This is a genomic window from Spirochaetia bacterium (genome assembly GCA_022482625.1).
GTDB lineage: Bacteria > Spirochaetota > Spirochaetia > Sphaerochaetales > Sphaerochaetaceae > Pleomorphochaeta.
In genome coordinates this window covers 225,417-239,811 of sequence record JAKVOU010000001.1, presented here as the reverse complement: position 1 = coordinate 239,811, position 14,395 = coordinate 225,417, and the positions used below count along the sequence as shown (strand labels likewise).

Genomic DNA, 14,395 nt, shown 5'->3' with positions numbered 1-14,395 from the left:
ATATTTTTTATGATAAAACTAGGAAGAAATTATGCTGGATTTCAGGATCAAGACATTCATAGCTGTCTGCAAGTACATGAATTATACCAAGGCTTCTGAGAAGCTGAATCTCACACAACCCTGTGTTTCACAACATATCCATTATCTTGAGGATTACTATGGTGTCAAACTGTTTACCTTCGACAACAAAAGGCTACAGCTTACAAAGGCCGGAAATCAGATATACAATGCGATGCTTTCTTTTCACCATGATGAACTTCGTTTGAAAGAAAATGCACAGCTTGCAGAGCAAGCTCCCAAACGTCTGCGTTTCGGTGCAACCCTTTCTGTCGGAGGCTACTACCTGCCACAGAAGCTGATCCACTTCCTGGAAGGTAATCCGAATCTTCAGATTGATCTGACGGTCATGGATACAAAGGATTTGTTGGCTCGTTTGAACAGCGGAGAAATTGATTTCGCTTTGGTAGAGGGGTATTTTCCCAAGACTGAATATGAACATATGCTCATCAAGCGGGAAGATCTGGTGGCAGTCCGTGGTGCAAATTACCCAATGAAAGCGATACATACTATCGAAGAGTTGTTTTCCTATCACCTGTTTGTCCGTGAGCAAGGTTCAGGGACAAGGGAAGTCCTAGCAAGATATCTTAGGGAAAATGGTTATTCACTTGAACATTTTACCCAAGTTTCGACGATCAACGACCTGCATCTCATTGTACAGATAGTAGAACACAACCTAGGTATCAGCTTCCTTTATCGATCTGTTGTACAGGATGAAATTGAAAAGGGGTTGCTTGTCCCTATTGAAATTCCTTTTTACCATGTATTCCATGAGTTCAACTTCATTTGGGGAAAAGGTAGTATCTTTTCGGCTTCTTTCAGAAAGCTATGCCACAAGATTATTGGACGGGAGGTCCTTCTACTAAGGCTTGATGATAATAGTACCTTTTCTCTGCATTTTTTGATATTTCTTCCAATGCAGGACTAGCCTTATTGTTACGCAAACAGGTCAGTTCTTGGATATTTCCCATAGGTTTAGTACCTTATCCATAATTTGGTTTAAGTTCCTTTTCCCATAGCGTGTTAGTCAAGCTGGAAATTGTTCACCAGCAAGATAGATTGTGTTCCTTGCTTTTCCCTGCTTCTTTAAAATCTGTTGTTTCTAGATTGCCTTGTCCTTCTATCTTTGACTTCCAGCAACTCTCCTACCTTTGCAGTCGTGCAGGTTCCGTTTTCCCTTAACGTACATGACTATTGTCTGTTCCTGATCCGGCATTTCGGCGATGTGCCGGATTGTGCCAGATTCTTCGAATCAATGACACCATTCTGATCGACAGCAACAGTTTTTCGATAAAGATTTACACGAAAATCACTGCCCATATCAATCAATTCCGGTTCTCGCAGACCATATTCTTTGGCCTCCCTGAACATCTTAGGGATGCCGCTCCCCCATGCTTCTACTACATTCATATAAGCAAAAGCAGCAACAATCCCTTTGTTTCGGATTTTCGAAGAGTTTTTTCCCTACAAAAAAGCATTTGAGCCTTACTCTCTGGTTATCCCTGCATGTAGGGAACAGGACACGGTCGCTTCATAGGGCACGTTGGGAAAAAATCTTCTTGACATTCACATCCCTACGCATGTAGAGATTGTGTTTGCTAGACTGATATGATGTGACCGTTTGTCAAGCACTATTGTAACAATCTTTACTCCTTTTTCATCGGCTGAGCCGTTTCTGCAGATGCCATGGACACGGATAAGGAAAAGGCTACAGTCTTTTCGACACTTGGCCATTCTGATATACGTGGATTGGGTACCTACAGGTCAATGGTTCGTCGAAAGCCCTTTCAGTCTAAAAGCAAGAGTCTGTTTCAGTCTCATAGTCTAGTCGAAGATAGCCGGATCATGTACCGCTCCTTTCCCTTGTCCCTGTCCATGGCAAATACTCCTCCGTCCTTGCCCCGTACTGGCCTGTGCTAGCCGATGTTGTCGGTCATCATGCCCCAGATGAAGCAAGCCAGCTCCCGTGCTGTGTTTGCTAGACTAAGAATATCCAAAAGGGGAAAAAGGCTTGATTAAACACACAACGGCATCAGGATCAGCATGGACGGCAGGCGCAGGGCGCTGGACAACATCTTCGTGGAACGGTTCTTCAGGACGCTGAAGTATGAGGAGAAGATCTACCTCAATGCCTATGCAGGTCCCCGGGGCCTGAGGAAGGCACTGAGGAAGTACATCGCCTACTACAACGATGAGAGACCGCACCAATCACTGGGCTACAAGAGCCCGAAGGCCTATTACCGGCCTGACAGGCCAGTGAAGATACAGATTGCATAAGGAGGCAAAAGCTTATTTTCTGAGAGAAAAGTGTCTTGACAATCCAGTCCACCTTACCCATCCCCTGCAGCTGTCAGGCCTGGCTTCTGCATGGATATGCATCATCCGTGAATATTTATTCAGGCATTCGTGAGTTTTGCAAAAACCTCTTTAGAGATATCTTTACTTCTTTTTGGTACAACTTTAGGTTCAAAGCTACTATCTCTATCTTGTGGAACATCTAGGTCAAATTCACCATATTGGCTTCTTACTTTTTTACTTTTATATCCATTTCTAGCATTAGAAGGACTTGTCCTTTCATTCTTCTCTTAATCTAAATGCTCATCCATTTCTGCTTCCATCATTCCTTTTATGGTTCCTCCTAAAAGGTCTGCTAATGCATCTTGGATATCTTGTACATTTTTAATGTCATACTCATTAATTAAGCCTTCAATTACTTTTTTCTTGCCTTCACTCATTTCCTGTCTTTTTCGTCTAGCCATAATAAAACAGTCTCCTTGATAAAAATTTTATCATAGAAGACTGCTTTGTCTAGAACTTACAGAGTTTATTACATACTCTCTATTTTTCTATATTTACTTTATTTTCTTTATTATCTGCATTTTTTTTTCTACTAATAATAACTGATAAAATAAATATACCACTAAATATGTAACTTAAAATACCCCAAATTTCTAAATCTGAATAACTTCCAGCACCTGTTGTACCTATAATTCCTGCTAAAAGGAATAAAACTGCGGCTGTTATAATTGCTCCGTTAGATTTTTTACCAGCTATTCCAAGAATCCCTGAAATTAAAAACACTATAGCAAAAATAAAACCTGAGGAACCACTAGTCTCTCCACTTCCTTCCAATGTATTACCAATTCCAACAGCACATGACTGCACCATTACGACTAAAAATAGGCAACAACAAATAATACCTATTACCATTCTTAAAGTTTTCATTTTATCTCCTCTTTAAATATGATTAAAAACCTAATAAAATATCTTTCTGAGTCTTATTGCTATAATTAAGTGAATTTATACGTATTTTTAAATCCTTAGAATTATTTGGGACTTCATAAATTGCTTCAAAATTTTTATCAAAGCCAGGTTGAATTTTTGTGTTTTCAAATAAAGAATTAGTAGCTATATCAGCTTCTGATAAATAATTTTCCATATTATCAATATATTTATACTCTCTTTCTTCTGAATCATATATATTTGGATGATTCCTATCAGTAAAATAATTAAACTCAATTTCTTTTTTTGAAATATTACTCACATTAAATCTTACTTTTACAAATTTACCATCAGTGTTTTTATCTTCAACAAATATATTATTAGAAGTTAACTTATCTCCTATAATTTCAGCTGACAATAATTTAACTTCCATATTTTCAAATTTTACAATATCTCCAACATTATAATTAATGATTTCTTCCTCTGAATTATTTGTAGTAGATTTAGGTTCTGATATAGTATTAATAATTATTAAAATAATAATAAACAAAAATAAATATAACATTATATCTTTTATCGATTTTTTTTTATTCATAACAATCCTTTTTATTGATTAAAAAGATATCTCTTTAAACTAATATTGATATTACAGTTGTACTTCATCTCCTAAAAATACCCATTTAACTTGAATTTTGCAACACTTTCTATTAGGAATCCAAATCGACCGTTTTCTTAGGAGGCCGGCCCCGTTTCTTCTCATGGGCCTTGCGTGAAGTATAACCAGGTGCACACCGATCCGGGATGTCGATCCCGAAGGCCTCGCAGATCCGGACCTGCTTGCCTACGAACGGCGTGATGAAACGCGCCCTGTGGTCCTCCTCGACACAGCGGATGTAAGGTGGACTAGACCTTCTGTCTTTCTGAGCCGGACAGAACAAGGCTGATGGATAGCTTCCTGAAGCACCTTCCCGATGCCCTCGGAGAGAACCTGAAAGCGAGTGCCTGATCAACTGCGAAACTTCAGTTAGCAATAAAAAACTTATCTCACGAAACATATAGTATAGATAGTCCTTGAATACTGCTTTGTTTCATAGAGAACTCTTGATTATCCATCGTTTTTTTCTCCAACAGATAACACAAAATCAGCCATTGTCATCGCAGAATTTACAAATAAACGAGCATGATGAGAAGCTATTTTAATTCGTTTTGATCCAACACCATGAGAATCACTTCCTTTATTTCTCATCTCGGCTATTGCAGATAAAATCTTTTCAAGTCCTGAAAGCAAACTATTAATTCGTTTATCCATATCTTTATCCTGATGCATATGATAAAGTTGTTTGACTTGAGTATAAAGTTTTCCAATATCTCCGCTTTCAGATGGTAACTCACCTTTTTTTTCAATAACATAACAAAACACTTCTTCAAGCAATGTCCTTGATTTCGTAATGGCACTGTCATAATTTTCATCCAAAATGTCCTGCATTGCGCGTTCAGACAAATCTGCTATATAACTTCTATCAATATTCTTTACAGTAGGGGCATCAATAGTAACGGATGTACCAATTTTTCTAACTACAAACCCCCTACCTATTTGCACAAGTTCATTACCACCAAAATACAAATCTCCATTGATCTGTCCAATTACTTTTTTTACAATTTGAGTATAAGCATATTCAATATTTTCTGATGTCTGCCCTCTTAACCTGTCTGCGAACTGTCCCTTAGAAAATAGAAATTCGAGCAAATCCGATTCAGTCTTATGTTGTATACAATAGGTAAATAAGTCAGCAAGATACACCCATCTACTCTTTGCGCCACCATTTCCACCATATGTAACCGAAAGTCCAAACTTTTTTGATATATTGCAGAGAACCGGCCCACTTAAATAAGGCATAGATATTTTTATATTGCTCTCAACTCCATTGAGTTCAAGATTACCAAAATCCTTGTCACCATCAAGAATAGATAAAATATTTTTGTTTTGGAGCAATTCAAATTTACTCTCTTGTTTGTTAATTTTTTTGCCTCCATTAAACCATATAACTAATTCAAAAAACTAAAATCATGCAAATAAATTTATGGCATGAAAACGAACGTTACAAAATATTAGCCTAAAATATATATCGAAAGAGTTTTTAACTTGTGTCTATTCTTTTCATTAAAGTTTCCCGAATCTTTATTTCATATACATAATTCCATCCAATTATTTTACTGTAATAAAATTCGTTTGATTCTTAGACTTTTAGGACAATTTCCATGCACAAATTTTACTGAAGAGTTAAAAATATAAATTCCTTTTCTTTCATACTTTTCGTAGTGTTATTAACAACTCAATTCTTTCTTTATATAATCCCCAAGAACTTTTCAAAGAAAGCAGTCAATCGTTCAATGACAGTCTGTTTCTTTGTGTTTCTATTATTGCTACCAAATCGAGAAATAGGAGGCATAATCCTATCTATATCTGTACCAGTTGTCCTAAGTTCTCCGCTTCTAAAGGAATTATCAATGAATTTTCTAGTAGCTTTATCCTTTAGGCGCTCATCACTGATAATTGTTGCTAACTCCTTTTCCTTTTGGTCTGAAACAAATCTATGCCAGTCATCATCTACATTGGTAGCTACATTGACCTTGTCAATAAACGCTTTGATCAATTCCTTCTTGCTTCGTAATTGAAGACTTGAACCAATGGCCTTGTCTATGGTAACGAGTATATTCTTATCCTTACAGTTGGTATCATGATATTTTGCAACCAGCATCAAAATATAGTCAATATTGACTTCAACTTGCTTGATCAATTCAATTTCAAAGACTATGTCATCATTGATATCTTCCCTAGAAATCGTCTTGGTTTCGGTGATATCACGATACAAATCAATATAGGTGCTCTGATAATCCTGGAAATCCCTTTCGCTAAGTATTTCATTGCCTTCAAAGGTATCGAATACTGACAGAATATTCTTCATTCTCAGAATTGCACCGTACAAAGCAATGAAATCCTTCTGTTTCTGTTCTCCGATTATCTGCTGTCCCTGTGGATATTGTTCCTGTAGTTCAGCTATTAATTCAGTATAGCCTGCATTATGCTTATCATTTTCATCATACCCATAGTAATAGTCTTCATATTTCTTCAGAAGTACAATACTATCGGCATCCTTGTCACCAAAATGAGCGATGGCTTCATCAGTTTCCTTTTGCAGATTACGGAAACAGACAATATTCCCATATGTTTTGACAGAATTCAAAATACGATTTGTCCTTGAAAAAGCTTGGATCAATCCGTGCTGTCTCAAGTTCTTATCAACCCATAAGGTATTTAGTGTCGTTGCATCAAATCCAGTCAAGAACATGTTAACGACAATAAGCAAATCGATCTCTCGGTTTTTTACCCGTTGTGAGACATCCTTATAGTAATTTTCAAACTTATCTACCGATGTATCATAATTGACGCTAAAAGTAGCATTGTAATCAGCTATCGCAGAATCGAGGAACTCCCTGGAAGTTTGGTCAAGTCGATCTGTATCAAAATCTTCATCAGGAAGTACATCATCAGGATCGGTTTCGTTTGGGCTGAAGCTAAAGATAATTGCAATGGTCAAGTGCTTTGTGTTTTCAGCAAGTTGTCTTTTGAATTCCAAGTAATATTTCATTGCCATTGAGATGGAACTCACGGCAAATATGGAATTGAACCCCGCAATGCGTTGTCCTCGCAATGAATAATAGCTATTTCGACGAGTCTTCTGATCAAAATGTTCAAGGATATAGGTTACAATCTCACGGATTCGCGTAGGTTCGCTCATTGCCTTTTCTGTGTTGATTGCCTGAACTTCAGCATCAGGTAGACTATCCTTCATTTTCATAGTATTGATATAGTCGATATGAAATGGGAGGACATTTCCATCGTTGATTGCATCAACGATGGTATATGCATGCAATTGTTCTCCGAAAACCTGTGGCGTTGTCCTTAAAAGCGGATTACCGCTACTACTGGCATTTACTGCGGATATTGGCGTACCTGTAAATCCAAACAAATGATAATTCTTGAAGGATTTGACAATCAGGGCATGCATATCTCCAAACTGAGAGCGATGGCATTCGTCAAAAATCAAGACTACATGCTTATGGTAGATTGAATGCTTTTTGTTCTTCTTTATGAAGACGCTTAGTTTCTGGATAGTCGTAATGATTATCCGAGACTTAGGATTCTCAAGTTGCTGTTGTAATATCTTTGTTGAAGTATTGCTGTTTGCGGCTCCTTTCTGAAATCGGTCATATTCCTTCATCGTCTGGTAGTCCAAATCCTTACGATCAACAATAAAAAGGACTTTATCAATGAATGGAAGTGCAGTAGCCAACTGAGCTGTCTTAAATGAGGTCAGGGTCTTCCCGCTACCTGTCGTGTGCCAGATATATCCGCCAGCCTTTATTGTTCCAACCTGTTTGTAGTTATTGGATGTCTGGATACGAAGCAGAATTTTTTCAGTTGCAGCTATCTGATAAGGCCGCATGACCAACAGCAAGTTTTCGGAAGTAAACACGCAGTATTTTGTAAGAATGCTTAAAAGGGTATGCTTGGAAAGGAATGTTTTTGTAAAATCTACTAAATCTGCGATAACTTTATTTTTTGCATCTGCCCAAAAGGAAGTAAACTCAAAGCTATTGCTTGTTTTTTTACTTTTTTTTCTTGCGTTTTCTCCCATTTCCTTGATATGGCTATCACGTGTGGTATTTGAATAATATTTGGTATAGGTTCCATTGGAAATGATAAAAATCTGAACATACTCATAAAGGCCACTGGAAGCCCAGAAACTGTCTCTTTGGTATCTTTTAATCTGATTGAATGCCTCTCGGATTGGTATACCACGACGTTTCAACTCACAATGGACCAATGGTAAACCATTGACGAGAATCGTTACATCATAGCGTGTTTTATGGGTGCCTTCATTTTCCTCATACTGATTGATAACTTGAAGTCTGTTGTTGTGAATGTTTTTTTTGTCAATCAGATAGATATTCTTGGAAGAACTATCGTCACGATGAAGAATCTGAATGTAATCATCCTGGATTTTACGTGTCTTCTCTACTATACCTTCATTTGGGTCAGCAATACACTCCAAGTAAAATCGTTTCCATTCTGCCTCGGAAAATTCATACTGGTTCAATAGTTCCAATTGCTTTCTGAGATTTGCAATCAAGTCTGCTTCTGTATGAATTGGAAGATATGCATAGCCTTGTGAAGTTAGCAACGAAATAAACTCTTTTTCAAGCAACGCTTCGCTTTGAAATGCATCAGAATGTGTATAGTATGTCGGAGCATATTCTGCAACCACGGTACTTTCATCGGAAGTAGATACCAAATTATAAAGACTCATTTCTTTAATTCCTTAAAAGTCAAAAGCTTATCCCTATAGTATTCATACTGTTTCTTACGTGCTTCAATTTCAGCCGGTAAGCCCTTGGTAATGTTATTGCAGAGAGCATCAAAACGATCAAGGATGGAAACAATACGTTGTTGTTCAGGTAAAGGTGGAATTGGAATTTCTAATTGATTCAATTCTTTAAGGGAAATTCCTTTTACGGTCGTTCCGTTTCCTGCAAGAGATAAAGTTTGAAAATAGTAATAAATAAATTTTGTCAAAACAAATGGTTTAAAACTTATTCCTCGTAAATCCTGATTTATTGCAACTTCTTTATTTGCTATTGAACATAAACCGGGATTAATTCGAGTACACATAATTAACCACCCTCTTGGCACTAAGTTAGAAGAACTATTGTTAAGGCCTTTTTCTGTTATGGTATCTAAAGTCCTGTTCAAAAACTTTCCTTCCCTTACTACATCTTTAACTGATGCCCACAAAATGTTTCCATGCCAATAAGAAGGATTTGATTTTGAGGGAGTTCCTCCTCCAATATTTTGCGCTGTAATTTCTTCAAAGGTCATCCTTTGTATTTGTTTAGACTGGTATTTTGGGAAAAACAATATAATCTTGGCTATTTCATCACGAAGTACTTGCTCTTTTGCTACAATCTGATCTATCTCCGCATTCAATGCTACGATATCAATTTTTTCCTTGGTATCTTCTTGTTCAATATATGTGGTAACAGAAAGATTATAATCTTGGTCATGAATTTCACTATTCTTGACCACATGTGAGAAATAATGTTCTTCCTTTCGAGTTGTAAATGCATCAAGAATTTTCTTGATATTGTCCTCAGTCAACTTGTTGCTGTTTGTAACCTTGACAAATTCCTTGGAAGCATCAATGAACAGCGTACTGTTTTCTGGTTTCGATTTTTTCAAGACCATGATGCACGTAGCAATGGTAGTACCAAAGAAAAGATTGCTTGGAAGTTGGATAATGCAATCAATAAAATTGTTATCAATCAAGTACTTTCTTATTTTTCGTTCCGCTCCTCCTCTATACATGACGCCAGGAAAACAGACAATTGCAGCGGTACCATTTGTCGCAAGCCATGATAAAGCATGCATGATAAATGCTAAATCAGCTTTGGATTTTGGAGCCAATACACCTGCTGGTACAAATCGAAGATCATTTATCAAGAGAGGGTTACTGTCTCCTGCCCATTTTGTCGAATACGGAGGATTGGAAACAATAGCCTCAAAAGGTTCATCATCCCAATGCTTAGGATCAATAAGAGTATCAGCATTAGCTATATCAAACTTGTCATAGTCGATGTCATGCAAAAACATATTGATTCTACAGAGATTGTAGGTACTGAGATTTATTTCCTGTCCAAAGAAACCATCACGAACATTTTCCTTTCCAAGTATCTTGGCATATTTCAATAGAAGTGAACCGCTACCACATGCAGGATCATAGACCTTGTTCACCTCAGTTTTTCCAACGATGGTTATGCGTGCCAGCAATTCAGAAACTTCCTGAGGAGTAAAATACTCACCACCGCTTTTACCTGCATTGGAAGCATACATACCCATCAGATACTCATATGCATCACCAAAGGCATCAATCGTATTATCTTGAAAATTACCAAGTTTCATCTCGGCAATGCCATCCATAAGCTTGACAAGCTTCTCATTCCTTCTTTTTACGGAACTACCAAGCTTGTTGCTGTTGACATCCATATCAGCGAACAACCCCTTGAAATTTTCTTCGCTGGCAGTCCCTTGTGCAGAATTTTCAATGCTTTGGAAAATAGCATCAAGAGTTTCATTGAGATTGTCATCTCCTGCAGCCTTTTTGTGAACATTCTCAAAAAGTTGGCTTGGTAAGATGAAAAACCCCTTGGTTTCTACAAGTTCCTTACGAGTTGGTTCAGCTTCTGTATCAGAAATTTTCGCATAGTCAAAACTGACGTTGCCATCAACATCATGTTCATTGTTATTGATATAATTTGAAAGATTTTCCGAAATATAGCGATAAAATAACATTCCAAGCACATATTGTTTGAAGTCCCAACCATCAACACTTCCCCGTAAATCATTTGCAATTCCCCAGATTGTACGGTGTAATTCAGCTCTTTCCTGTTCCTTCCGGTTATCGGTCATTTTGTTTTCCTTTCAGGTATACATAATTCTTGTTGCTTCTTTTCTTTCATGCAGAAAAACAGTAAAATATTCCTATCATTTCTATCACATCAAAAACATGTAATAGAAACTTCACTTGGATATTGTTTTTCTCCAATGAATCTTGATAGAAACTATTCATGCAACATTGATTAAGCATACTACCAACAAAAACAAACCGCAATGTAAATTTTTATTTATACCCCTGCGATAAAAGGTAAAATTATCAGTAAAACACGTGAATTCACGTTTGTAGGATTGATTATAGTAGTTTAATTATAATAAACCATACTATAACTTTCGTTTTTGACTACTCTATCACTACTCAGAATGACATTTTGATTTTATTTCTTCAATCAAAGGAAAAACAGCAGTACAAGGATACATTTCAGAGCATTCTTTACAAGATGAACCTAATCGTTCAAATTGTCGCTTTGCAATGTCGACAGCCTGTTCCTCATCACCATAACGAATAAGCAGCCCATATAGTCTTTTTACTTTTGACATATTCGTTGTGAGTAACTTTTTTAAATTTCTCTCCAAATTGTCTGCAACACTGAACAGAATCTTCAACACCATTCAATGTACCAAAATATCCATACAGCCATACTTCAAAGCAAGGATTGGACCAACCGACATGAATATCATGAACTTTCGCATCTGCAATAATAGCATCGAAAGCAGGAACTTTGTCCCGGTCAAATACAATCCAAGGAACTGCAAACTGAGGATTCTCACTGATTTTTTCCAAACAGTTGTTTACCAGTTTTTCTGTTTTGATATTGTCAAATACCTTGATTGTAATTTCCCGTTTACCGTCAGTATTCAGGCTATCTCTCAAGCCTCGGAAATAACAAGTTTCAGTTGCTTCAGTATCCGTGAATATCACATAATAACCCAACGCAGGTTCTTTTGTGCAAACTGTACGAGCCCTAGGAATACCGGTATGCTTGTGTTTAGTCATAACATCCCCTATCCTTCATCATCCGCCAAATCAGGAAAAATCAGTCTCATTGTCTTGATAGTCGGAATAGCATGGTACTTACCAAGCAGATAATTCTTCTGATACTGTTCATCCTTCCTGATCTTTTCTCCGTTGCATTTGAATTCTGCCAAGGAATACAAGGTACTCCTTCCTTTCTCATCCTTATCTGTAAACCAGATTTCATCTCTTCTGAAAAGGTTGTTCGACAGATACCACGTATCATGGGTGCTGAAAAGCAATTGTGCGTGATTCGGATTTGTCTCTTCGTTTGCAAAAGTCAGAACGATATTACGTACCAACAAAGGATGCAGCTTAGCATTCAGTTCATCAACGAATAGGATTCCTCCAGACTGCAAAATCTTAATCATCGGTACATATAAGGAGAACATCTTCAACGTACCTGAGGACTCATCACTTAGCTCGATTGGAATGAGTTCTTTACTATCCACAGCCTCATGAAGAGAAAACACATGATAGTTGACAGCATTTTTTCGTGTCTTTGAAGGATGCTTCTCGACCTTGAAACCTTTGATTGATTCATCAAATGTCGATAAAAAAGCAACAACTTGGTCCTGCACTTCTTTCGTGTCAAAATTTCTTGGAAGAAGGCGTGAACGAAAAAAATTTTCTTCTGAATCTCCATAATCAATAATCTCATTGCCCAAGAACCAATCTCTGACATCCTTACATTTTCTTACCTTCAGTTTTGCCCCTAAGGAAACCACCAAAGTTTCTTTTTCCAAAGACGCCTTTAAATTTGCAATTTGCTCTTTTGGAATAAATTTCTCATCCAAGTCCAGGACATTTTCCTTACGGTCCCTGCTGATGATTTCATGTTTGCTCCGACCTCCCTTGGTCGTCTCAATCAACCATTCTTCAATGACACCTTCATCATCGACACTGAAACCATAATTTATGGTCTTACATGATTTATGATCAACATAAAATACTTCAAATTCACTTTCTCTGCATTTATCTTTATCTGAACAAAATACAAAAACCGGCGGAACAGGAAATGAATCATGTTGTCTTTCAACATCATTTTCTTTGCTATCTCCAAAGGCAAAGGAATTCAGAACAAGATCTGTCATATACTCAAAAGCTTGCTGCACATTGGACTTTCCGCTGGCATTGGCACCGAATATTGAACATACCGGTAGTATTTTTCCCTTTCCTAGATTGACAACATGATTTGATAACTCAGATATTCCCGTTGCCGTCATATCAAGGACAGCTTCTTCCTGAAAGGATTTGAAATTCTTGAAACGAAACTGCAACAACATAATCTCACCTCTTGTAGACAGTATCTATCGAAAACAAAATAAATGCAAGAAGAATGAGATATTTTCTCATTTTATTAGCTAAAATAGGATTATAAGCTTAAATTAGTATATTTTTTTGAAAAATAATTAACATTATTTGCTCACTTATACTGGCATACAAAAATTCTATGATGTGCTATATAGTATCCATGGAAATCATTTCCCATTTCTACAAGGTCTCCTTGTTTTCCCAATATGCACAAGAACTGAACGAAAAAGTTTTGCAAAAAGACAACAGAATAACTTTTTATAATTTCAACCAAGTCATTCCCTGCTATATTGATTGAATTGATTACAGAATCAAAACACTTGACCTGAACCTAAATCTGAATAAAGTACAAATCAAAGTTATTACATCAACGCAACTTGCGAATTTAAGTGAAATATCTGATAATCAAGAAAGCATCTTTTGGATTTATGGAATAAACACTATTTTTTATTCCGTAATGTACATCATGCGTTACTCATAGACAGGGAGTTTCTAGGATAATATGGAAAGTGTTTTGATACTTACGTTCATTATTATTATCATTTTCTTTCCATTGTTTTCAATCTCCAGCCCTACAAAAAAAGGTTCCAAAGGAGAATCTTGGATTGCAAGGAGTTTGAAGCAACTTGATAAAGATGAATATCTTGTCCTAAATGACTTGCTGTTCCAAACAAAATATGGGAGTAGCCAAATCGATCACATAGTCATTTCAATTTATGGAATCTTCGTCATTGAGACTAAAAACTATAAAGGTTGGATTTATGGCAGTGAAGCTTCCGAATATTGGAGTCAAATCATTTATAAAGAGAAAAATCAATTTAGAAACCCAATAAGACAAAACTTGGCCCATGTTTATGCACTAAAAACTATTCTTTCAGATTTCAGACAGATCCCTTACTACCCTATTGTTGTTTTTGTTGGTAGTGCAAAATTCAAAAACATATATGCCCATACACCGGTCATATATGGAAACGAGCTTATCCAAACCATCACATGCAGCAGTATCACCCCTTGTCTGTCCATTGAACAGATCAGACAAATCAGACAGGACATACTTTTCTACATCAATAAAAATAAGGTTACCAAATCAGAGCATGTACATCAAATCAATCAACAGGCACGATTTCGTCAATGGAAAGAAGCTCCTTTGGTCTGTCCCAGATGCGGAGGAACCTTAGTTGAACGAAACGGCAGATTTGGTAAGTTTTACGGATGCTCAAACTATCCCACTTGTAGATATACCCGTAGCAAATAGATACATCTCTCTATTGATT

11 protein-coding genes and 2 pseudogenes are annotated in these 14,395 nt (G+C 36.8%); 3 read left to right on the top strand and 10 right to left on the bottom strand.

The annotated features are described in order from the left end of the window. The first annotated feature begins 31 nt into the window (after positions 1-31). The gene (locus LKE40_01165; GenBank protein ID MCH3916100.1) at positions 32-985 is read left to right on the top strand and encodes a LysR family transcriptional regulator; all 954 of its coding nucleotides are present in this window, start codon (positions 32-34) and stop codon (positions 983-985) included. 263 nt (positions 986-1,248) lie between these two features. Here the strand turns inward: LKE40_01165 and LKE40_01160 are convergent, their stop codons facing one another. Next, entirely contained in the window at positions 1,249-1,467 is a 219-nt protein-coding gene (locus LKE40_01160) for a hypothetical protein (GenBank protein ID MCH3916099.1), read from the bottom strand. A 618-nt stretch (positions 1,468-2,085) separates the two neighbouring features. Here LKE40_01160 and LKE40_01155 point away from each other — a divergent pair. Further along, positions 2,086-2,286, top strand: a pseudogene (locus tag LKE40_01155) (integrase core domain-containing protein). Positions 2,287-2,483: 197 nt separating this feature from the next. Here the strand turns inward: LKE40_01155 and LKE40_01150 are convergent. The 9 genes and pseudogenes from LKE40_01150 to LKE40_01110 all read right to left on the bottom strand — a co-directional run bounded on the left by LKE40_01150 (position 2,484) and on the right by LKE40_01110 (position 13,093). Next, a pseudogene (locus LKE40_01150) lies at positions 2,484-2,816 on the bottom strand (transposase). 79 nt (positions 2,817-2,895) lie between these two features. After that, the gene (locus LKE40_01145; protein ID MCH3916098.1) at positions 2,896-3,282 is read right to left on the bottom strand and encodes a hypothetical protein; all 387 of its coding nucleotides are present in this window, start codon (positions 3,280-3,282) and stop codon (positions 2,896-2,898) included. Between the two features lie 22 nt (positions 3,283-3,304). After that, entirely contained in the window at positions 3,305-3,874 is a 570-nt protein-coding gene (locus LKE40_01140) for a DUF4352 domain-containing protein (GenBank protein ID MCH3916097.1), read from the bottom strand. A 112-nt stretch (positions 3,875-3,986) separates the two neighbouring features. After that, a complete protein-coding gene (locus tag LKE40_01135; GenBank protein ID MCH3916096.1) occupies positions 3,987-4,334 on the bottom strand; it encodes a hypothetical protein in 348 nt (115 codons plus the stop codon). A 50-nt stretch (positions 4,335-4,384) separates the two neighbouring features. Further along, positions 4,385-5,272 carry an abortive infection family protein gene (locus LKE40_01130; GenBank protein MCH3916095.1) on the bottom strand — a complete coding sequence of 296 codons (888 nt, stop codon included), beginning with the start codon at positions 5,270-5,272 and terminating at the stop codon, positions 4,385-4,387. A 352-nt stretch (positions 5,273-5,624) separates the two neighbouring features. Then, the gene (locus LKE40_01125; protein ID MCH3916094.1) at positions 5,625-8,651 is read right to left on the bottom strand and encodes a type I restriction endonuclease subunit R; all 3,027 of its coding nucleotides are present in this window, start codon (positions 8,649-8,651) and stop codon (positions 5,625-5,627) included. Further along, entirely contained in the window at positions 8,648-10,807 is a 2,160-nt protein-coding gene (locus tag LKE40_01120) for a type I restriction-modification system subunit M (protein MCH3916093.1), read from the bottom strand. Before LKE40_01120 ends, LKE40_01125 begins: the two co-directional genes overlap by 4 nt. A 478-nt stretch (positions 10,808-11,285) precedes the next feature. After that, positions 11,286-11,789 carry an RloB family protein gene (locus LKE40_01115; protein MCH3916092.1) on the bottom strand — a complete coding sequence of 168 codons (504 nt, stop codon included), beginning with the start codon at positions 11,787-11,789 and terminating at the stop codon, positions 11,286-11,288. Between the two features lie 8 nt (positions 11,790-11,797). Continuing rightward, positions 11,798-13,093, bottom strand: a complete 1,296-nt coding sequence (locus LKE40_01110; protein MCH3916091.1) for an ATP-binding protein — start codon at positions 13,091-13,093, stop codon at positions 11,798-11,800. A gap of 530 nt (positions 13,094-13,623) precedes the next feature. Between LKE40_01110 and LKE40_01105 the strand changes: the two genes are divergently transcribed. Further along, positions 13,624-14,376: an NERD domain-containing protein gene (locus tag LKE40_01105; protein ID MCH3916090.1), complete on the top strand. Its 753-nt coding sequence runs from the start codon at positions 13,624-13,626 to the stop codon at positions 14,374-14,376. Positions 14,377-14,395 lie beyond the last annotated feature (19 nt).

Coding starts and splice junctions, on each gene's coding strand:
- LKE40_01165 (MCH3916100.1), top strand. CDS start 32: ATGCTGGATTTCAGGATCAAGACATTCATAGCTGTCTGCAAGTACATG.
- LKE40_01160 (MCH3916099.1), bottom strand. CDS start 1,467: ATGAATGTAGTAGAAGCATGGGGGAGCGGCATCCCTAAGATGTTCAGG.
- LKE40_01145 (MCH3916098.1), bottom strand. CDS start 3,282: ATGAAAACTTTAAGAATGGTAATAGGTATTATTTGTTGTTGCCTATTT.
- LKE40_01140 (MCH3916097.1), bottom strand. CDS start 3,874: ATGAATAAAAAAAAATCGATAAAAGATATAATGTTATATTTATTTTTG.
- LKE40_01135 (MCH3916096.1), bottom strand. CDS start 4,334: ATGTTTCGTGAGATAAGTTTTTTATTGCTAACTGAAGTTTCGCAGTTG.
- LKE40_01125 (MCH3916094.1), bottom strand. CDS start 8,651: ATGAGTCTTTATAATTTGGTATCTACTTCCGATGAAAGTACCGTGGTT.
- LKE40_01120 (MCH3916093.1), bottom strand. CDS start 10,807: ATGACCGATAACCGGAAGGAACAGGAAAGAGCTGAATTACACCGTACA.
- LKE40_01115 (MCH3916092.1), bottom strand. CDS start 11,789: ATGACTAAACACAAGCATACCGGTATTCCTAGGGCTCGTACAGTTTGC.
- LKE40_01110 (MCH3916091.1), bottom strand. CDS start 13,093: ATGTTGTTGCAGTTTCGTTTCAAGAATTTCAAATCCTTTCAGGAAGAA.
- LKE40_01105 (MCH3916090.1), top strand. CDS start 13,624: ATGGAAAGTGTTTTGATACTTACGTTCATTATTATTATCATTTTCTTT.